Genomic DNA, 21704 nt, shown 5'->3' on the forward strand with positions numbered 1-21704 from the left:
TTTCGTCATTTCTAGTTTTTGATTTACTATTCTACCTATACGGAGGTCCAGAAACCCATCCTACAATAGATTGACGTGTGCCTTTAGTGATAGGCGTAACTCTATGAATAATAAAGGATGGAAAGATAATAATCGTTCCTTTTTCGCGAGGAGCACTGACCACTTTTTGATTAATCATAAATTGTAAATCACCACCTTCATATTCATCAGGGTCTGATAATTGAATGGTCATGCTTAGTTTTCGAGCCGAGATCTCTCCAGCGCCAAAATCTAAATGCCAATCAAAAAAATCACCTTCAGAATATCTTGTTAATTGTAATTCTTGATGAAAGCCTAATAAATCAAACCAATACCGTTCATTATTACAATGCATGGCAAGGTCTGCTAGTTTTTTATAAATCCACTCATTTTCTGGGATATGATCTATAAACATCACCGAACTCTTTCGGAGTTCTTCATCTGGTTTTCCTTTTCCAGAAACGGTTGCTTCTATGGTTTTACTATCATCCCAAAAGCTTAGGATTCTGTCTATTTCATGCGGAAGAAATAATCCTTGATAATAAATATATTCTGCAAAATTATGTTTAAGAGGAAGACCAAATGAATAGTTTATTGCCATGGTGTGTGGTATTGTTTTTAAATAATTTTAAACCTACAAAATTGATTGTATTCTATTGCAAGGGTATTTACCTGTTATTAATTTCTTTGTATAAAGTCAGTAGTGTTGGGACCTTTTAGATCTTCTTTCCAAGAATTTTCCAAAAGTTTATAAAATATGTAACAACTTAAAATTCCAAAAGGAAGTAATATGATGCCTAATAACATTTCATCAATAGACTCTACAAATCCTGGTGAAAATTGTTCTATTACTATGCCTAGAATAATACCAAATAAAAAGGTGCCAACGTAGTATGTAATAATTCCTAAAATAGCAAATCCCCATTTGCTCTTATTGTGCTCTTCTGCTAATTTGTAAAAGTATTTACCTATCCAGTAGAGTAATAGTATTCCTAACATATTTTTATTTTTAAGATCGTTTTTAAATGTTGTTATGTGTTTTAAGTGGTCTTCTTTTTTATCGTAAAAATTTTAAAGAAAGTAAGACTTCGCCATAACCATTCTAGCGGTCCGTATTTAAAGTATTGTAACCAGATTTTACTAATCCAAGCTTGTATTACAATAAGTGCAATGGCTATTATAAAAGTATAAGTATTAGATAGTTCACCTATAAAACCTAATCCCCAGCCATAGAGTAGTAGCGTACCCAATATGCTTTGCATCACATAATTGGTTAATGCCATTCTTCCATAAGGTGCCAACGTTGCCAACCATTTTTCTAGTTTACTTTTTCGATATAAGATTACAAAGAGTGCAAGATATATAAACGTCATCGCTACATTATTTAAATCATATCCTGCAAGTCCAATCATTGCTAACCAATTGTCCATTCCAGCTTCAGGTCCCATGCTCATAAAAGCACCGGCTGTAATTCCAAGGGATACGACAAACAAAACAAGCGACCAGATGAGTACTTTTTTGGTGAATTTTTTGCTTTCGCGAAAGCGTGTAAAGAAACCTGAGCGTCCTACATATAAACCTATAAGGAAGAAACCAAATGTAAAATACCCACGCCCAAAGACGCCATATTGGAAATTCATTTTATCCAAATGACCTTCCCAACTATTGGTGGCAAATACGTCTCCAATAGTTCCACTTTTTAAAATATTGTAATAGTCGGCTACATGCGCACTTTCCATATCCATAGGATTTACATCTAAGAACAGGTGTTCTCCTTGTGTAAGGAAAAATACAATGTATCTCCCAAGTCCCAGAAATAAAAGTGCCGCAATACCCAATACCCATTTGTTATTGATCTTATAAAATGGAATAAGAAAGATTCCGAGCATAGCATAAATGGTGAGGATATCACCTCTGTAGAATAGGCTGTGTACATACCCGATAGCTAGAAGTAATAATAATCTCCATAGGAATCTAATCCCAAAGGCTTTGCCTTTTTTGGCACCATTATCCATTTGGATAAAGAAACTAAGTCCAAATAAAAAGGAAAATAGTGCAAGAAACTTTCCTCGCATCATAATGCCTATAAACCCATCTATGATTTGATCTGATACTCCAATACTCACTGCTTCAGAGTGACCTGGTGGAGGTGCTGCGCCCAAATATTGCTCTACCATATGGCAGATTAATATTCCTGCAAGTGCAAACCCACGAAGGGCATCTATAATTTCAATTCTGGGTAATTTTGAAGATGACATATTGATTGGATTGATTGATGTTATTTATGTCTTTTTTCGCTCCTTCCTATCGGTAGACGGGTTCACGAAAAGCAATTCTGAACGCTATCATATTGCTGTTTATCATACAACTATCATAGCGCTTCCTAAATGTAGTAAAAGAAAATGAACCTTAAAGAGAAGTGGTTGTTTTTATTAGAGTTATGGACGTTTCGGTTATGATTGGTTTTATTCATCATAAGGATCCATTAGATTGTTAGGGTGATGACCTTCTTTTCTTTCTTTATCTAATTGTTCTGGATTAATAAATGTGACTATCTCATTAGAAACAATTGTGTTATTATCTATTTCCAATTTATAGCGAAGGGTTGTTTTGAAACTCCCTTTAAATATTGGTTGCACAAACTCCCAATATTCCTCTGAACCAAGAGTAATTGTGTGATAGCTATTTCCACACGAACTGGATGGAAGATAGGTAATTTCAGTCCATAAACCTATCTTGGATTTGACTTCTGTTTTTATGTCGAGTCTGCTATCTTGAGCAGATAAATCAATATTCTTGTTAGTTGTGTTGATTAAGTAAAGTGTGTGACCAATATTTTTTTTATACACTTTTTGAAGTTCATTTTCGCTTAGATAAAGTCCGAATAATCCCTTGTCAAACTTTCCATTGTTGGGTTTGGCAATATTCTCTGAATGCGCTTCTCCATTTGATTTTTCAGCATTTTTATTACTGCTAAATGCGTAGCAATTTCCTCTTAGTTGGAAGTCAATATCTAAACTGTCTAAACTTTTTAGACTATCAAGATCAATCTTTGGTTTTCCATTATAAGCAATCTCTTTAGAGATATTTACTTTTTTTTGACATTGAGAAAAACAAATCAACCCAACTATTATTAAAGTAAATTTTATTATTTTTTTCAAAGCGTTTGTTTTAATGTTGCATAACGATTCGTGTATAGTTTCGTAGCTATCCCGAAAGGTAGCTATGAACTATGCACCTTTTTCTATTTGTTCTTTTATTATAGGAAGTATATCACTACTTTTTTCTCTTACTATTATGGCTCTTTTCTTATCTTTTAGTAGTTCCGTAAAATGGTTGTCCTCAATATTCATATCAACCACATATCCACCATATTTTAAAGTTGTACGAGCAATTTCTATAGGTAAATTTGTTGCTCCCGATGTACCAACTATAAATAGTACTCCACTATTTTTAGCTACTTTCAAAGAACTAAATTTCTTATTAGTTTTTTCATCATAATATTCGTCAAACCACAAAATATTTGGTCTTAACCAATTCCCACATTCAGGACATTTTAGATAATCAATTTCATCTTTTCTAAGTTCTTCTGTAATATCTTTTCCAGATAGATTGTTTGGAATAGGTAAGATCTCTTTGCAATCTATTGAGCATTTCACCTCTCTATAATTTCCGTGAACTTAATAAATGTTTTTGTTTCCAGCTCTTCTATGAAGATTGTCAATATTTTGCGTTATCAAATGGAATCTATCGCCTAATATTTTTTCAAGGTCAGCAAGTATTTTATGACTTTCATTCGGTTTAGCATTTTCAATCATTTTTTTTCTAAACAAAGTGTATTGCCAAACTTCTTCTTGATTTTTTATAAAGTATTTATATGTTCCAAATTCTTCGGGTTTATGATACTTAGTTCCTTTAACCCATATTCCGTCCGATCCACGGTATGTTGGAATTCCACTGTCAGCAGAAATTCCAGCACCAGTTAGGAAAGTGAATTTATTTCGTTTCTCTTTTGATAATACTTCTTTTATTATGTCATTTAGTTGGTTCATTCAAATTACATAGAACGGACTTGTGTATGAAATGTAGCGTATAAAAAGACACTAACATTTCGGATTAACACAGAGCCGAATTTTTATATTTTGTTTTAATTTCTCATTTTTTAAAAGCCAAATTAAAAATTTGGCGGACTTAGTAAAAATACACAAGCCTTTCGGTTAAGCACTTATTAGCTATTTTTTATACACCGTGTTGGCATTTCGTTATTTCACTAATAAATCAAATACTATCATTTCATCATCTTTTACAGAATAAAATAATTTATATGACCCAATGTTAAAATCTTTTAAATCAAATAAATAGAAGTTGTCTCCTAAAGAAAATTTTAAATTCATAGATTCGGCGCCACACCCACCTTGTCTACTACAATTTACCATTAATTCATATTGGCTTTTTTTCCAAATCATAATGTCTGTAGTTTTAGGTAATAATGTAGATGAAATTTTCAATTTTTTGTTTTGATTTTTATGGACTACAAATTCCTTTTTATCAGAATTCATCACAGACTTAATATCGTCAATTGATATTGTAAATATGTTTTCCATCTGACTCATACTAAAGAGTGTGAATAGAATAGTGACAAAAAAGATTAGTTTTAGGTAATTTCTCATAATGAATGCCAACTAGTTTATATCATTACCATACGTTATTTCTATTGTATAGCGTCACTTACAAAGCTACAGTAAATTTTAATAGATAGTGATGTAGTGTATTGTTTATGAGTATGTTTTAAGTGTAGATTAGAAATTGTAAAGGATTCTAACCATTATAAACGATTAGGGTGTATAGTAAATATATAGGATAGGCATGCTATTTTATTACAGGTTTCTATACCCATGGTAAAACTTGCTGGGAATGTTTTCGCGCAAGCGGAATTTTTAAAAATCATATAGATATCTATCTATGATTTGCAGTAACAGTTTTATACTATAGATATTTGTCGTCATTCTGAACTTGTTTCAGAATCGCAGTATATGTGTACATATCGGTTTATAGTGTGAACCTGAAACGAGTTCAGGTTGACGTATGATTTCAGCATATGAATAGAAGTATAATAAAAAATAGATGTCTACTCACAGGCTTTTTTACAAAAAAAAGCCATTTCATAATGAAACGGCTTTTAAGTTTTTAGTAGGATCACTACGTAAAAACATGTTTATATTTCTAAAAAAATACAAACGGGGGAATATATAGTGTATCGCATTACATAAAACTAGATTTGAAGGGGTCATCTCATAAAAACAACAAACAAAAAACGATAACACTATGTTTATTTATATGATCATTTATATTTAAAATCAATATCGTTTCGTCTTATCAAAACTATAAGTATTATCCCTTCTGTGCAATACGTAGTGTCACTACTATTTTACGTAGTAATACGTATAAACGCTACAATATGATTAAATGATTTTAGCTAGGGTGGTGGTATTGACTATGTTTGATAGTCTCTTATGAATTTTTTTGAGCTTTTTTCCTGATATCTTGTAATGACTATAGTTGATGCGTAGTTCTAGTTTTAATAACAGGCAATTAGTTGTTTAATGCTCCTATATATAATTGAATTACAAGACTACCATTATAATAGTTAGATCATAGCACATAGAATATAGACACCCATGCACCGACTTTTCCGTAAAAAATAAAACCATTCCGTTACGAAATGGTTTTATAGTTCAGCTATTGTGGTGCTTTTGTGTGTTCAAGTTAGCTGAATAATCGTATGAATTCTACTTTTTCTGTAGTGCTTTTTTAAGGTTTTCTTGAAACATAGGAAGATCTGGTGAATTATCTGCAGTTGCAAGTGCGACTGCTTTCTTATAATTTTTTATAGACTCTTCATAGTTGCCAAGTGTCATTAATCCTTCTGCATAACTATCAAATCCATTGGCTGATTCAGGATGTAACACGGTATTTGCTTTAAATATACAAACAGCAATTTTTGGTTTTTTATGCTCCATCATATATTGATAGCCTAAGGCATTTATTTCCCAATCTTGAATCATTCCTTTTTCCTCACAGTCTTTTAGGACAGCTAAAATTTCTTTTTCAGAATTTGTAGGATCATAGGTTTCTAATTTTGATAGAAGATGAGCGAATGTATTGGTGTATTGTTCTTTTATTTTTTCTCTGTATTGATCGGCTGCTTTTTTAGCTAATTCATGGGTTTTTGTAAAGGATTCCTCAGGAGTTACTTTAATTTCAGGAATGACTCCTACACCTTCCCAGTTTGTTTTTGTAATGGGATTAATGGCTTTACCCGTAGGAATAAAAACGCTTAAAGATTCATTAATAGGTCTAGTGCCTCCCGGGTTTGCTCCGCCTCCTGTCGTTTGCCCTACGAGGGTTGCACGCTTTTGTGTTTGCATGTTGTATGAAAACTCTTCAGCTCCTGAAAATGTTCTACCACTAGTAATTACAAATAGAGGAATATCAATCATTTTTGCGCCATCTACTTCATCTAGTGTGTAAAAATCTATTGTTTTGTCTTCTTCTCTAAAGTATAAACTATTTAAGTGAACACCACCTTTGAAAAAATAGCTGCATAGGTATTGTACCATTTCTGGATCTCCACCACCATTTTTACTTAGATCTATAATAACAGCATCTGTATTTGAGATTAATTTCATGTAAGCATCTGCAATGGGTTTTCCTTGTTGGAAATACGTGAAGCCTCTTAAATCTATATAGCCTATATTTCCTTCTAATACTTTTACAGTATTAAAACCTGCATTGTATTCTTTTTTTCTTTTGAGGCTGTACAATTTTTCTTCAATGATTCGTTCGGGTGTCATCACGGGAGCTTCATATGGAGGTTGATTCATAATCCTCATATGTTTGTCATTATTGATTGATTGTACAGATTCTGTAAGTGCTTTAGCAAAGCTCTCATTCGTTTTGAATGGATCAAAATGACCTGCTTTCAATTGCTTTTTTATATGTGCTTCGGTGTCTTTTGCTATATCAGGGAATACATACAAGTCATTCATGAGTGTAGAAAGGGTATTAATAACCTCTTCTTTGTACGTATTACTTAGGTCTTGTGAATAGGTAGTTGTATGATATAAGGATACTATGAATAGGAGAAAAAGGTATTTTCGAATGATTGACATTGTTCTGTTTTTTTACGTAAAATTAAAGAAGCGTGTCTTTAAAAAATTGTAAAAAAGTAAACCTTAAAGTGAGTACTCCTAAATTAGGCTACAATAGGATCGTATTGATGGGTAAATCGTTTTGAAATATTAAGATTGGTAATTTCGATCAGGTTTGATTTCTGAGCAAAAAACTTAAAAGGAGTTGTTTTAAAAATGGCATAGAAGTCCTTAATAAAATGCGCTTGATCATAAAAACCTGCTTCTAAACCAATTTTAGTGAGATTTATATCAGGAAATTCTTTTCTAAGTTGAAGGATTCTATTCATGCGCCATATTTGCGACACCTTTTTGGGAGATAGGCCTACTTTGTTTATAAAATGTTTGTGTAAGGTAACTTTACTTACATTAAATTCTTCAAATAATTCACTGATTCTAATGCTTCCGTGTCTAAACATAATAAAGTTCAGTTGTGCTCTTAAGGTCTCATCAATAAACATCGTTTTTGATAATAAGAGGTCTGTAAATTCATTAATCAGTTGTTCTTGTATGATGGCTTTGCTTTCGGTAGCAATTTTTTGAATAAGTATATGAGATGTTTTTTCTAGTGTAAAAATATTTTCTAACGCTATAATACTGTCATTAAAATCTATAAGCGGATTTTTAATAAGATTGGCAAACGCAAAAGGTTTAAACCGAACGCCTGTAATATTTATGGCATTGTTTGATTTAAAACTTAATACGGTGTTTGTTTGTCCTATAAAATAAGCACCTGGTTTTAGAGGTATCCACTTGGTTTGCGTATTGCATCTTACCATACAGAATGAGTCAATAAAGACAATGTTAAACGTACAGGTAGGTAGAAACATTTCTAATGGGTCTTTTGTGAATTGCTCATCAGAAAAAACATGCCAATAGCTTTCCACGTGATGTGAAAATAAATGATCTGGCAATGTTTCTCTGTATTTTATATTCATTTAGAAAAAATCAGGCTCTAATAATCGGAGTTGTGCTTTAGTTTTTATGTTGCATATTGATTACTAAAAATACGATTTTTCATTTGTAAAATCATTAGCAACGTTAGTTTGTACAGGTTACCACAATTTTTGTTCCAATTTTAGGATTTAATTCCTTTTTATAGGTTGAATATTTAGTCCATTTTCAAGTATAGTATCATCATTGGTTGCTTCTTGTAGTATAAACATTAACCGTTTTATACTATAAAGATATTTTGTCGTCATTCTGAACTTGTTTTAGAATCGCAGTATATGTATTCATATCTGTTTATAGTGTGAACCTGAAACAAGTTCAGGTTGACGTATGATTTCAGCATATGATACAGGAGTATAAAAAAGCCATTTCTTAATGAAATGGCTTTTGGTTTTTAGTAGGACCACTACTCAAAACATGTTTATATTTTTAAAAATATAAAACGGGGGGAATATAGTGTTAAGCATAACATATGAAGTTAGACTTGGGAATCATCGCATAACAAATAACAACGAATACAAAAACGATAAACACTATTTTTTTATATTGATTGTAACTACTAATTAATAGATTGCATAGGCCGATATGTATCCTAAACCACCAGAGCCAAAATTTACAGAGAAAATATTTTCTGGACCAGTAGATCCTCCTGTAAGACCTGCCCAAAGATGAACACTATGTGTTCCGGGTTGTAGAAATTTAAACGCTGTTGCAGTGATATAGTAGTATCCAAAAGAAGCATCATCATCAGTAGCATTAGAAAAACTTTCAGATTGTGTTCCAAGAATTCCTAGAGCATTATCATGATCATCACCATTATTATCGTTATCACCGCCCGTGCCAAATCTTAAAAATGCCTCTACTCGTTTGGCTCTACCACCATTTGTAGGAAAACCATTATCGTTATAATTTCTAACTTCATAACTTAATGAATAAGTAAAAATGACTAATGCAGGCCTGGTTAATGTAAAAGTTGCATCTGTTAATTCTTCATATCTTGGTTGAGCATTAGGTCCTGTTCGAATATTATTATAGGATAGTCCTGAATCATCTATGACAGGTTGGGATATAGATACTAATTCTTCTGCTCCCGCAGGTAAATCAAGTACAACCAAATCTCCATTTGTGTCTACATGTACAGGATAAGTGTCTGTTCCTCCTAAATTATTAGCATTATTTGTGCTATTAAGTCCATCTATACGTATAGTAGACGCATCACCTGCTATATGTAAATCTGCTTGTGGATCGGTAGTTCCAATGCCTACTTGTGCATATCCTATTTGAATAGAAAATACTATAAAAAGAATTGCTTTTGTAACAAAATTTGATTGGGGTCTAGATTTCATTATATGAGTTAGTTTTGTTATGTCAAAACTATTATGAATATCCCTTGAAATAAATACGTAGTATTACTATTATTTTACGTAGTAATACGTATTTCCTTTGATTTGTAAAAATAATATAGAGCTATTTATACTATAAATAGCTCTATATTGAATGTTGTCTGTGGATACCTTATTCAGGCAGTTCAATACTTTCATAAGCTCCTAAGTCTGGAGCTGTTGTTCTACTTACCCCTTTAATATCAAATGGAAATTGGTTGGCAGCACTTTGAAGGCCTTGACCATTTCCAGCTGTATCTTCACCTACTTGTAAGAGGTTATTAAACTCGTCTTGGAAATCAGGGTCTCCGCCTCGTATAACATCTGTGTAAAGTGTTGTATTGGTAAAATCAAAGAGTGGATCATTTTCAAAATTTCCAAAAGTATCGTCAAAACGTATCAGCGTATTCCTAAAGTTATAATTGAATGGCGCAATGGGATCAGCATTAAAACCAATTTCTTCGCCTTGATTTCCATAGATGATACAATTGGTAAAATTGGCTTCTATTAAATCATTTCCGAAGCCAGCAAAGGTATTATCTAAAAATACAGCAGGTGTATTTCTAAAACTTTGTGTCCAGTAGTTTGCAAATGTACAGTGAGTAAAGTTGTAAGTACCTCCTAACTGTACAAGCATTGCAAATTGCCCACAATTATTAATCACAACATTAGAACCTTCTACCGTAGAAAAACGGTTGAGTAATCCTGCAGCCGAAGCATTATAAATTTGCGTATTACTAATGGTAAGATCTGGAGTTGCAGATCCTGTATTTGATTCATTAAGAATTCCTACGGTGGCATTTTTTATAGTGGCATATTCTACTTCATTATTAACACTTCCGTCGGTGAGTAGGATAGTTCCCCATTGTCCAGGTGTATTTGCAAAAGAAGGTTCTAAACGGTCTCCTTCAAAAATGACTTCATTTTCCATCAGTTCAGGATCGGTACTTAAAGCGCCATTAATATCAAGAGTACCATTATCTCCCACAATAATTCCACTATCTGCATGAAAATGAATACGTGCACCAGGTTCTATGGTTAAGGTTTTAGGAACGTCACCATCTGGTGAGCCTACTGCCATATAGCCATAAATGACATATGGTTTTTCATTTGTAAAAGTCAATTCTTCATCGGTTAAGAAACGCCCTTCTAATACAGTTTCTGTACCATTAATAGTGAGTGTTTCTACCATGCCAGTCTCTTCGTCACGGTCAGCAAATAAGAATATAGCGTCTTTTATTAAAGTAACGAGTTCTACTTTTTGTTGGTTGGGACCACTGTCAAACTCAATAGCTTCTGTATTTAAAAATTCTAGACTTCCAGCTCCAATTTCATTAATGTCTGAGGTAGTCTCTACAAATACAAAAAGGCTATCATTTGCAAGGATTTCTACATTTTCAAAGGTACGTCCTGCAACGCCCCCCACATTAAGACGATAATCAGAATCTTCACCTGTAGTTAAACGTACGCTAGGAATATTAATGGTCTCATCAGAGTCATTATATACCTTAAAATTATAGGTACTAGAGCCAATATTGGTAAATACGGTATCCAAGAAGATAGTGTCTCTAGAAAAACGTAAGTCTCCAGTACTAGGTGTAGTCTCAAAATCATTACGACATGAGCTTACTAAAATGATACAAACTAATAAGAGTAAAGTATAAATACTGCGCATTCAGATAAATTTTATTGGCACCGCCAAAGGGTTTAATATTCCGAGGCTTGCCTCAAAATTAAAATTCAGTTTCGTATAAATGCCTCGTTGAGTTGCCCCGAGGTAGTTTACAACAAATATAACTTTTTAGCCATTGCAATATTGTCTATAGATACGATTACTTTTTCATACCGTTGTACAACGCCACTTTTTTCTATGAAATTATATGTTTTTTGCAGCGTTTTAGCAAATAGAGTACTACTCTAAATTAGAGTGTTACTCTATTTGTATAGGTTAAAAGAACTGTTTATTTATAATGAAGTATAGTACATTGATCTTAAGGTATACGCTTTCGCGAAAGCGTACCTAGAAAATATAAATACTATCAAAATCACCGATGATAAAACTTACTTCTCAAAAATCTCAATTTCAAACAATGTATTCCAGTGTTTTCCAGTTACAAAAAGACGGTCTTCATTAGCTTTATAGGCAATGCCATTCAATACCTCATTTTGAGGATCAAGACCTTCTTGTACTTCTTTAGGTAAGGAAGTAAGATCAATCAATCCTTCTATAGCTCCCGTGGTAGGATCAATAATGGCAATACTTGCTACTTGATAGGTGTTGGCATATATTTTACCATTTATAAATTCTAGCTCATTAAATGCTTTAGAAACACTTTTGTGGTTAGTTGGTTCAATATAGTGTTGTTCTGCAAGCGTATTAGGATCTAGTGTCCATATTTTACTTGATCCGTCAGATTTATAGACATTGTTACCATCATTACATAATCCCCAACCTTCTTTACTTTTATTATAGGTAAACGTACCGATCTTTTTAAAGTCAGATAGATTGTAGATAAAACCTGTATTTTCTTTCCAAGTAAGTTGGTAGATTTTATCGTTATATATAGTGAGTCCTTCTGCAAAGTAGGCATTGTCTAATGCAACCTCTTGTAAAACATCACCAGTGGTATAGTCTACTTTACGAAGCTTAGATTCACGATACTTACCTGTACTTTCATATAAGGTATCCCCGACAAACTCCAATCCTTGTGTATATGCATCTGTTTGATGCGGAAAACGATTTACAATCTTATACCCATATATTTTGGGTGCCTTATTATTAAGTACTGAAATAGTAGTTTTGAGATTTATACGCTCATTTGGAAGATATATGGTAATAGATACTTTTTTACGACCCAAGGTTGGTGTCTGTATTTTTGTAGTAAAGTCTCCAATTGTCGTTGTTTTATGTAGTTTCTTATCATCTATCACATACACAATAGAATCTATTTCATAATTTTTCTTTGCTTTAATAGAAAAGGAAATTTCTTCTCCATTTGCAACTGCATTTTTGGGTTTTGAAGTTTCGAGTGTATAATTTCCAGATAAATCTTTTGTGTCTCCACAAGAGTAAATTAAAAGCGGTAAGCTTACTAAACAGAGGGTCTTATATAGCGATGTCATAGGTGTCAAATTTGAATGGCAATTTATAACAAAAAATCGGGCAAAAAAACCTTGCATAGGTATGTAAATGATGTATCTTTGCATCGGCAAGTCCTACACAACTAGCTCCTGTTGAATCCCCCAGGGCGGGAACGCAGCAAGGGTAGACGGTCGTAGCGGTGTGATGTAGGTAGCTTGCCTTTTTTATTTACAATTATTTATAGTTCATATATACAAAACCGAAGCAATTTTGCTTCGGTTTTTTTGTTTTCAGTCATTTCAGTTCTTCTTATAGGAATTTCACTTTTGTTTGATTTCATGGTGGTATTTTTACAAAATATCAAATTTTAGTATAACAAATGTTTAATTTAAGAGTGTGTAAATGAATTTTTTTGATGAAAATGGAAACCCTATTCAATTAGATGCCCCTTTTGTAGGATTTAGTAACCCTAATGAAGACCCGTTATTATCTGGTTTGGGTATAACAAACTTTATATCTAGCTCTAATTTTACTTCTAATAGTGGCTTATTAGAGAGTCATAGAGGAATGACGAATGTAAGTCCTTTTGCTGCTATGTTTTTTAGCAACCGAACACAAAACGAAATTGAATCTATATACTTTCCAGGAAGGGAAAAACATATAGTCAATGATGTTAAAGTGATAACAGATGTAGATATAAATCCAAATAGAGTTGAACATATCAAAAAAAGAAAGGTCTTTTTTGATAAAAATGCAAATAAGACCTTTGAGCCTACTATAGATGTTTTCGCCTTTAATATAGAATTGTACTTTTCTAAAGATGGTATCAAGCTTAAAGAGACATTTGAAGTTACTGAACCTGACCCTTTTGGTATTATCTTTTTTATAGAAGATAATACAGATGATATTAGTTTTCAAACCTGTAGAGTACTCATAGGAGACCATGTCAAGGATAACTTAAAAAATGACGCTCAACTTTATAATAATAAAAATGTATATGATTTTATTAATGAATATGTTACAATAGATGAAGATATTTTAAGAGAACTGATACAAACTGGTACGATAGAAAATGTTGCCCTAAAATCTGTAGAATTTCTATTCACAGCTAATGATTATCTCAACCCATTAGGTTTAGATAGACTATTAATTACGGGGTTAGGAAAAATTTGTGGCGCAATTGGGGATTTTATAAATAAGGGCAAATTAGCAGATTATAGATGGAATCCTAATGCAGAGAAAAAAGACGAAACAGGTATTGTATATGAATCTCATACGTTTACTCCCTTTTTCTTCCCTTTTATAGAAGATACACTAGATCAAATTCCAGATGATAAAATAAATGAATATGCTAGAAAAGGATTTGAAGGATTAAAAAAAGGGTTCTTAGCATATGATGAGAAAATAAGAAATTATATAGAGGCAACGGATTTCGGTAGAATTGCGAGCGTACCAGTAATTATAGGAGGTATTCCTTTTCCAGCACTTGGTGATTTAGAAATCGATCTTATTCCCGATAGTGCTGAAGCATTTGTATTTTCTAAATATAAACAAGTAAGTGATAAGATACTTGCTATTTTTAAAGAGTTGGAAAGTTTTGATCTTACAGATATTGTCAAGAAAGGTATTCGTATTGCAAATGCGTTTTTATGTGGTATTTGGAATGGCTTGTTAGATGCTGTTTCTGGTATTTTCAAAATGCTAGAAATGGTATTTAATGGGATGGCAGTGATGAGAGATTATACACGTAATATTAGTACTCAATTTCCTTTATTATTAGAATATGTAGATAATGCAATTGTTGCTATTGCAAATATAGATTATAAAGCCATTTACAAACATTTACAAACAAAGTTTGAGAGTATTACAAATGTACCTCTTGAGACTGTAGCTTATTTTAGTGGGGCATTTGTAGGGTTCATTGTAAGTTTAGTTATAGAGATTGTAATTGGTATTTTATTTACTGGTGGTACTTTGACTGTTGCCGCTGTAATAGAAAAATTAACGACATTATTTTCAAGTATTTTTAGAGGGATTGCATCTGCGGGCAGAGCCGTTTTTAATTTTGCAAAGAAATTAGTCATAAATACCTTTAAAAGTTTTACCAAATTATTAGATGATCTACTCGCTTTTCTTAGAAAAAGCACAAAGGAATTTAAAGCGATGATTGATGATATTTTCAAGGTTGGCAAGAAGACAGCAAAATTTGGAAAAGTAACCAGAGCTTTAATGCGAAAAGAAATGCCTGATGATTTCTTAAAAGCACTAAAAAAAATGGGTAGAAAAGAAAATGACATTTTAGATTATTTTGTAGGCTATCATAATGACAATAATTTCATATTTTTAAATGAAATAGATGATATCATAACTAAAAATCCAAATCTCACAAAAACAGACGCATTTTCATTATGGAGTTATACAACTAAGTTTTATTATAAAGAATTAAATAATTGGTTGCGAAATGGCATTAATGTTGCAAGAACCAAAGAGATTTCAAAATTAATTACAAATGCGTTAGGAAAAATGTCGACCTATAATGGAAAAGCATTTAGGGCATTAGAGTTTAGTGATGAAGCATTGTTAAATACATTTTTGAAGAATCATAAAAAAGGAAATATAGTAGATTATAATGATTTTGTTTCTAGTGGAAGTAACACAAAAGCAGCTTTTTTTGATAAACTTGAAAATAATGTTTTTTTAGAATTAGAAGTTAAGAATGCCCCCATTATATCAAATTTTTCTGATGGAATAAAATTACGTGGGTATGCTAAAGAAGAATTATTACTATTAAGAGGGAGGAAGTTTGAAATTGAATATGTAAAACCTATTAAACGAGGTTATGAAATTAAACTAATAGAAAAATAAAAACTTATGAGTTTAGACGAATTAAATAAAGAAATACAAAAAGATTACAATAAATATCTTTCAAGTTTAAATACAAAAGAAAGAGAAAAGCATTTAAAGGAAAGTAAAGAATTAGAAGATTCATTTAAATCTTTTTGGTCAGAAGAATATCCACAATTAAGTTTTGAAGAAAAAGTACGCTATTGGGAAGAAAGTACGTATAGAGGCATGCGTACACAAGGAGAAGCCTTTGCAGATGAATATTCTGGATTTTCTAAAAAGTGGTATGATTCTGCTAAAGAAAATGAGCCTGATTTTGATCGTATTTTTAAAGAAGCTATAGATCGCTTTACTGCTGGCTTTGAGTTTGATTGGAAAGAATATGAGAAGCGTATTCAGGAGTAGAGAGAATCTTAAAACCAATTTAATATAAATAACATCTATCTGTATATAACATGCATCCATACCCAAGAAGTAAGTAAGGTGTGTTACAGAAAAGCTTACTATAAAATGTGTTAGGTAACGAAGGTTCAGATTCCCGTCTTCACGGGAATGAATTTAGTATAAACAACCACCCACCTTAGGCTAACAAGCATCCATACCCGGAAAGTAAGAGAAGTGTGTTACGGAAAGTTTACCCTAAAATGTATTCTAAAAATTACATTTTATAGTAAACAACCACCCACCTTAGGCTAACAAGCATCCATACCCGGAAAAGCAAGCATTTGTCCCATTCCTACCGTAAAGAGCCAATTGCCATATAAGGCATGCTCTATAGAAACTAAAGTCGTCGATTTTGTTTTGGTATAGGTATATGCAAATAGCAATCCACCTATAAAGGTAAGTACGGTCACCAGTGTATTACGTAAAAATAGATGTGCCATAGAAAATACAATGGCATTTACAAAAATGAAGACTTTCTTATTTGTAAAAATGCTTTGGTATCGTTCAAAGAAAAAAGTACGGTAAATTACTTCTTGAGGCCATACCGATAAAAATGTATAGATAAAGAGAATCGTAACCCACAAATCTGGTTTATTACGAGGTACACAAAATAGGGCAGAGGCATCCATGATATATACATATATACTCGTAATGATGGCAATCCCAATAAACTTAATTCCTGTAGCTTTCCAAAAAGAAACCCAGTCAATTCCCTTTTTAAGTTTAAGTTTTACAGGTGTTTTTTTAAAGAGAATGACTAATAGATAGACAAAAGCTACTAGAATTGATGCCGCTTTAATTCTAAAATCATACGGTAGCAATAAACTAAGCGGAAGTGCTATAAAAAGTATAAATAATTCGGTAGCGAGATATCTAGATAATGGCATATTATAAGGTAATAGCGGTAGTATGTTTTACTTCATTAATAACAAACGAACTGTGCGTACTTCCTATATGATCCAGTGTTGTTAGTTTTGTAACCATAAACTCTCTAAATTCATTAATATCGGCAACCAATACCTTAATAATATAATCATAATCACCACTTACGTGATAACATTCTACCACCTCTTCTATAGCAAGTACTGCTTTCTCAAAAGTAGTAAGATATTCTTTACGATGCTGTATTAATTTGATATGACATAATACCACAAAATCGCGGTTTACTTTTGTCTTATTAACCAGCCCTACATAGTTTTCAATAATCCCTTCTCGTTCTAGCTTTTTTATACGTTCATAAACCGCCGTAACAGATAGATTTAATAGCCCAGAAAGTTCCTTATTCGTTTTTTTACAATCTTCTTGAAGATAGCCTAGGAGTTTTTTATCAATAGTATCAAAAGTCATCATAGAAAATATTTCTAATAGTTAGGGTAATTGATACGCTTTCGCGAAAGCGTATACAGCAAAAATACAGTTTTATTAGTTTAATTTTCTAAATATTATACTAATCATTGATAAATTATCTAGTATAGTGTAGTTTTGGTGTATAAATAATAGAAATAGTATCCTTTTTTAAAAAATTGATCGTATAAAAATACACATATTATGTCCTATAAACCAGCAAATAAGATTCAAGATTTACAGTACTTTGGAGAATTTGGAGGAGTGAATCCTTCTATTTCTGATAGTTCTACCTATACATTCCTTTCCGCCAAAACCATGTTTGACACCTTTGAAGGTGATGCCGATGGTTGTTATTTGTATTCTCGACACAGTACGCCATCTAATTTGTATTTGGGGGAAGCACTTGCCGCAATGGAAGATACAGAAACCGCCAATGTAGCTGCGAGTGGTATGGGAGCTATAACCCCCGTATTATTACAATTATGTGAAGCCGGAGATCATGTGGTATCTAGTAGAACAATTTATGGAGGTACGTATGCTTTTTTAAAGAATTTTGCGCCAAGACTAGGAATTTCTACCAGTTTTGTAGACATCACAAATCTAGAAAAGGTAGAAGCAGCTATTACACCACAAACCAAGGTGTTATATTGTGAGTCTGTAAGCAATCCTTTATTAGAAATAGCCGATTTAGATGCGTTAAGTGCGCTTTCGCGAAAGCATAACTTAAAGCTTGTTGTAGATAACACATTCTCACCATTATCTATCACTCCTGTAAAACATGGAGCAGATGTAGTCGTGCATAGTTTAACAAAATTCATTAATGGATCTTCAGACACGGTAGGTGGTGTTGTGTGTGGAAGTCAAGAATTTATTGATCAGTTACGTAATGTAAATGATGGCGCAAGTATGCTATTAGGATCTACAATGGATAGTTTACGAGCGTCTTCAGTACTTAAAAATTTACGTACGTTACATATTAGAATGAAGCAACATAGCTATAATGCAACATATTTAGCTACTAAATTTCAAGCCGATGGACTACGTACAGTATATCCAGGACTCACATCACACCCGAGTCACGAAGTATTTAAACGTATGATGAATGAAGAATATGGTTTCGGGGGTATGCTTACTATAGATGTAGGAAGTCTTGATAAAGCCAATGCACTTATGGAATTAATGCAAGAGCGTAATCTAGGATATCTAGCCGTAAGTTTAGGGTTTTATAAAACACTATTCAGTGCACCAGGAACATCTACATCGTCAGAGATTCCTGAAGATGAACAAGCAGAAATGGGACTTACCGATGGACTAATTCGTTTTTCTGTAGGACTTGATAATGACATAGAACGTACGTATCAAGAAATGAAAAAATGTATGGAAGCAGTAGGTGTTTTTGAAGCTGTAGCTGTATAAGTATAGCTTGATATATATACTAATCATAAAAAGAGCCCGCATACAATGCGGGCTCTTTTTATGTATGATAATAGATAACGATCCCTTTTTTAATTGTATTAGATAGTATAAAAGGAATAGTTAATTTATTTTTTCTATCAACACATAACATTGATTTGTTAAAGTACTAGCACCTACACCACCAGTTACTATAAAATCTAATGTGCCAGTAGCTGCAGTGATTTCAAATATTGCTAGTTGTTGTACTTCACTCGCATTTGTATTAAATGTAGTTGGATTTGTAGACCCGACAATACTTCCGTTTATAGCAACTCCATTTAATCTTGCTTGCCAGTCTACTGTATTATTTGAATTAAGACGAAGTTCAGAGCTTACTTTATATAAACCTGTGGGTAAAGTAATAGATGTTCCTGAATAACTAGCGCCACTTATATTATTAAATGATTCACTTGGAAAATTAAAAACAGTTCCATTTCCTCCGATGCCTCCAGCGGTAAAACGCCTCATCATTAGTTGTGTACTAGGTACTATATGTGTCCATGAAGATCCACTCCAGAAAACAAAACCTTCAGCTAGTGCATTTGTTCCTGTAACCTGAGTTGTATTGTAAACCAAAGTACCCACTTCTAAAGAAAAACCATTAGGATTTGATACTGTACTTGTATCATTAGATCCAGAAAGTGCATATTTAGGAACTAAAACTCCACCACCTGTTGTATTAGAAACTTCTAAAGCTGCTCTAGGAGAAGTTGTACCGACCCCAACTTGCCCATAAAATACTCCCGTATGTATGAAAATAAAGAATAATATATAGTTGAGTTTTTTCATTTTATTATGATTTACGTTCAAAAGTAGGTACGTAGATCTTGATATAAAATAATTAACTATAAGTATTCGTTGAAGTGCTTGATTTTATCTATGAAAGACGCAAGGTTTGCGTTTTTTTTACGTGAAAACCAGAAGTGCTTTATGGTTAACATGTTAAAACAATAGTTTTACTATAAATGTTTGATTTGTAATACATTCTAAAAATAACAAAAGTCCGAAATAAGGGATTTCGAACTTTTGTTATTTTATCTAAAGGTTACTTTTCTACTTAAGGCCTTCTATAAGACTTTCTAATTTTTTAAGACGCGCTTCAAGTGCATCTATTTTTTCGTTTTGTGAATCAATGACTACTTGTTGCTCTTGTACTGCTTTTACTAAAGGCACAACAAAAGTAACATAAGATACTTTGTAATTATCTTTACTTAGGTCTTCTGGTTTTACTAGACCAGAAAAATCATAACCTGTAGCTAGCATAGCTTCTTCAATCTCTTGGGCAATAAAACCTGTTTCAATTTTTGTAGAATTCTCCCTTACAATTTGTGAGTTATGGAATTTATCTAATTTTGTAAGATTAAATTTATAGGTTACTGGACGTAAACGATTAATGAAATCTAACCCAGGGACATTAGCTTTGATATCATACTTAAATCTCCCATCAGAAGTATTTACAATAGTAGCTGTTCCTTGATCTATTTCAGTAATACTTCCATATTTTAATTGATTTGCTTTTGTAGGTGTTGCACCATTACCTATACCAACCGAATTATCATATCCATTTAATATAGTGATATTACTACCTAAGGCAACAGTATTGTTTGCACCTCCAGCTATCATATTATTATTACCTAAAGCAATACCAGAGGTAACACCATTATCGATAGTACTGCCAATACCTAAGACAACAGATTGGTCAGCTCCACCATTTACCGAAGAGTTTTGTCCAATAGCAATTGCACTATTAGAACCTCCATCTACTAAGGCATTATCACCTATTGCGATAGCTTCTGTACTATCTGCAGTAGAATTTGGACCTATGGCGATAGCATTACTACTTCCTGTCACAGCCGAACTACCTATAGCAATAGCATTACTATTTCCAGTTTCTTCAGCATTTGCATTGACACCTATAAAAACATTATTACTTCCTGTCTGATTTGTTGTCCCAGCATTGATGCCAATACCAGTATTGTTAAACCCAGATAAATTACCTTGTAATGATGTTTGACCAATAGCTGTATTATTTCCTCCTGTACTATTTTGTCTTAATGCATCATTCCCTAAAGCAGTGTTGCGACTTCCAGTTGTATTATTTTCTAATGTTTCATCTCCTACAGCAGTGTTGAAATCTCCACTTGTACTTTTCGTAAGACTTAGAGTTCCTACGGCAACATTATCACGTCCAGAATTAGTTGCTTTTCCAGCTTGGTATCCTATAAACGTATTATGTTCAGAAGCTGTATTATCAGGATCATACGCTTCACCAGCTTCAAATCCTATAAATAGTGATAAATCATCAGACTGTAATTCAAACTGTCCAAGCTCTGTAAGACGTCCTACAAATTTGTTGTTTACTCTAAAATCTACTTCTTGATTATTTGTAGTTCCTATAAAGTGAGTACCACTAATAGCATCGGCATTTCCTGTAGTTTTCCAGTCGGCGCTTTCATCAGGATTGATGGCTACCCAATTAGGAATTGTATTATCCCAATAATAAAATCCAACACCATAATCTTGTGGTGTACCACTTATGTTTACTCCAGTTCTTGCTACTGTTAAATATACAAGCATTGATTGCTGATCAGCAACAGGATTGGTACTTGGAAAATTACTGATACGTGGTATTAACATCCCATCTGTAGCACTTGGAGTTGTGCTATTAGAAGCTAAAATATCTAAAATTGCTTTTGGATTTGTTGTGTTTATACCAACTTGTGCAGTGGTAATTGTACATACCAATAGAATGGTAATAAGTAGTAATTGTTTCATTATTTAATACGATTTGGGACTACAAACATATAGATATAAAAACATACTAAAAATGAGGGAACTAGACTTTTCGTTAACATGTCTCAAAGAATCGATGAACGTCACAAAAAACAACTTTTTTCTTACGGTTTTTACTACAATTACGCACAAGATTTGAGGTAAAACCGTAAAAATAATCTGGTTATATGTTATAAATGAGTATACCATATTTTATAT

17 protein-coding genes, 1 other RNA gene and 1 pseudogene are annotated in these 21704 nt (G+C 32.6%); 4 read left to right on the forward strand and 15 right to left on the reverse strand.

Going from position 1 to position 21704, the window contains the following annotated elements; translation table 11 throughout:
* Nucleotides 1-31: 31 nt before the first annotated feature.
* The 11 genes and pseudogenes from CHB80_RS11995 to CHB80_RS12045 all read right to left on the reverse strand — a co-directional run bounded on the left by CHB80_RS11995 (nucleotide 32) and on the right by CHB80_RS12045 (nucleotide 12664).
* Nucleotides 32-619, reverse strand: a complete 588-nt coding sequence (locus tag CHB80_RS11995; protein ID WP_089371709.1) for a 2OG-Fe(II) oxygenase family protein — start codon at nucleotides 617-619, stop codon at nucleotides 32-34.
* 77 nt (nucleotides 620-696) lie between these two features.
* Nucleotides 697-1017 carry a hypothetical protein gene (locus tag CHB80_RS12000; RefSeq protein ID WP_089371710.1) on the reverse strand — a complete coding sequence of 107 codons (321 nt, stop codon included), beginning with the start codon at nucleotides 1015-1017 and terminating at the stop codon, nucleotides 697-699.
* A 41-nt stretch (nucleotides 1018-1058) separates the two neighbouring features.
* On the reverse strand, nucleotides 1059-2276 hold the full coding sequence (locus CHB80_RS12005) for a DUF418 domain-containing protein (protein WP_089371711.1): 1218 nt from the start codon (nucleotides 2274-2276) through the stop codon (nucleotides 1059-1061).
* A 207-nt stretch (nucleotides 2277-2483) separates the two neighbouring features.
* Complete coding sequence (locus tag CHB80_RS12010) at nucleotides 2484-3179, reverse strand: hypothetical protein (RefSeq protein WP_143337116.1); 696 nt, start codon at nucleotides 3177-3179, stop codon at nucleotides 2484-2486.
* 69 nt (nucleotides 3180-3248) lie between these two features.
* Nucleotides 3249-4070 (reverse strand): annotated as a pseudogene (locus tag CHB80_RS12015) (SIR2 family NAD-dependent protein deacylase).
* Nucleotides 4071-4280: 210 nt separating this feature from the next.
* Nucleotides 4281-4688, reverse strand: a complete 408-nt coding sequence (locus tag CHB80_RS12020; RefSeq protein WP_143337117.1) for a hypothetical protein — start codon at nucleotides 4686-4688, stop codon at nucleotides 4281-4283.
* Between the two features lie 1119 nt (nucleotides 4689-5807).
* Nucleotides 5808-7190, reverse strand: coding sequence for a S41 family peptidase (locus CHB80_RS12025; protein WP_089371714.1), 1383 nt, complete (start codon nucleotides 7188-7190; stop codon nucleotides 5808-5810).
* A gap of 83 nt (nucleotides 7191-7273) precedes the next feature.
* Nucleotides 7274-8146, reverse strand: a complete 873-nt coding sequence (locus CHB80_RS12030; RefSeq protein ID WP_089371715.1) for a helix-turn-helix domain-containing protein — start codon at nucleotides 8144-8146, stop codon at nucleotides 7274-7276.
* A 576-nt stretch (nucleotides 8147-8722) separates the two neighbouring features.
* Nucleotides 8723-9505 carry a hypothetical protein gene (locus CHB80_RS12035; RefSeq protein ID WP_089371716.1) on the reverse strand — a complete coding sequence of 261 codons (783 nt, stop codon included), beginning with the start codon at nucleotides 9503-9505 and terminating at the stop codon, nucleotides 8723-8725.
* 169 nt (nucleotides 9506-9674) lie between these two features.
* Complete coding sequence (locus CHB80_RS12040) at nucleotides 9675-11216, reverse strand: hypothetical protein (protein ID WP_089371717.1); 1542 nt, start codon at nucleotides 11214-11216, stop codon at nucleotides 9675-9677.
* 386 nt (nucleotides 11217-11602) lie between these two features.
* Entirely contained in the window at nucleotides 11603-12664 is a 1062-nt protein-coding gene (locus CHB80_RS12045) for a glutaminyl-peptide cyclotransferase (protein WP_089371821.1), read from the reverse strand.
* An 84-nt stretch (nucleotides 12665-12748) separates the two neighbouring features.
* On the opposite strand from CHB80_RS12045, the gene ffs reads away from it, so the two are divergent.
* The 3 genes from ffs to CHB80_RS12060 all read left to right on the forward strand — a co-directional run bounded on the left by ffs (nucleotide 12749) and on the right by CHB80_RS12060 (nucleotide 15872).
* An RNA gene (gene ffs, locus CHB80_RS12050) (signal recognition particle sRNA small type) lies at nucleotides 12749-12847 on the forward strand.
* Between the two features lie 178 nt (nucleotides 12848-13025).
* Nucleotides 13026-15488: a hypothetical protein gene (locus tag CHB80_RS12055; protein WP_089371718.1), complete on the forward strand. Its 2463-nt coding sequence runs from the start codon at nucleotides 13026-13028 to the stop codon at nucleotides 15486-15488.
* Between the two features lie 6 nt (nucleotides 15489-15494).
* Nucleotides 15495-15872 (forward strand): hypothetical protein, encoded by a 378-nt coding sequence (locus CHB80_RS12060; protein ID WP_089371719.1) that lies wholly within the window; start codon nucleotides 15495-15497, stop codon nucleotides 15870-15872.
* A 287-nt stretch (nucleotides 15873-16159) separates the two neighbouring features.
* Here the strand turns inward: CHB80_RS12060 and CHB80_RS12065 are convergent, their stop codons facing one another.
* Together CHB80_RS12065 and CHB80_RS12070 are read right to left on the reverse strand one after the other, a co-directional pair.
* Nucleotides 16160-16798 carry a CPBP family glutamic-type intramembrane protease gene (locus tag CHB80_RS12065; protein WP_089371720.1) on the reverse strand — a complete coding sequence of 213 codons (639 nt, stop codon included), beginning with the start codon at nucleotides 16796-16798 and terminating at the stop codon, nucleotides 16160-16162.
* A 1-nt stretch (nucleotide 16799) separates the two neighbouring features.
* Nucleotides 16800-17258 carry an Lrp/AsnC family transcriptional regulator gene (locus CHB80_RS12070; RefSeq protein ID WP_089371822.1) on the reverse strand — a complete coding sequence of 153 codons (459 nt, stop codon included), beginning with the start codon at nucleotides 17256-17258 and terminating at the stop codon, nucleotides 16800-16802.
* A 201-nt stretch (nucleotides 17259-17459) separates the two neighbouring features.
* Between CHB80_RS12070 and CHB80_RS12075 the strand changes: the two genes are divergently transcribed.
* On the forward strand, nucleotides 17460-18674 hold the full coding sequence (locus CHB80_RS12075; protein WP_089371721.1) for an aminotransferase class I/II-fold pyridoxal phosphate-dependent enzyme: 1215 nt from the start codon (nucleotides 17460-17462) through the stop codon (nucleotides 18672-18674).
* A 120-nt stretch (nucleotides 18675-18794) separates the two neighbouring features.
* Here the strand turns inward: CHB80_RS12075 and CHB80_RS12080 are convergent, their stop codons facing one another.
* Together CHB80_RS12080 and CHB80_RS12085 are read right to left on the reverse strand one after the other, a co-directional pair.
* Nucleotides 18795-19502, reverse strand: coding sequence for a hypothetical protein (locus tag CHB80_RS12080; RefSeq protein ID WP_089371722.1), 708 nt, complete (start codon nucleotides 19500-19502; stop codon nucleotides 18795-18797).
* A gap of 264 nt (nucleotides 19503-19766) precedes the next feature.
* Nucleotides 19767-21488, reverse strand: coding sequence for a tail fiber domain-containing protein (locus CHB80_RS12085; RefSeq protein ID WP_089371723.1), 1722 nt, complete (start codon nucleotides 21486-21488; stop codon nucleotides 19767-19769).
* Nucleotides 21489-21704: the final 216 nt, after the last annotated feature.

Origin of the sequence: Dokdonia pacifica (assembly GCF_900188275.1) — a bacterium.
In the GTDB taxonomy this organism is placed as follows: domain Bacteria; phylum Bacteroidota; class Bacteroidia; order Flavobacteriales; family Flavobacteriaceae; genus Dokdonia; species Dokdonia pacifica.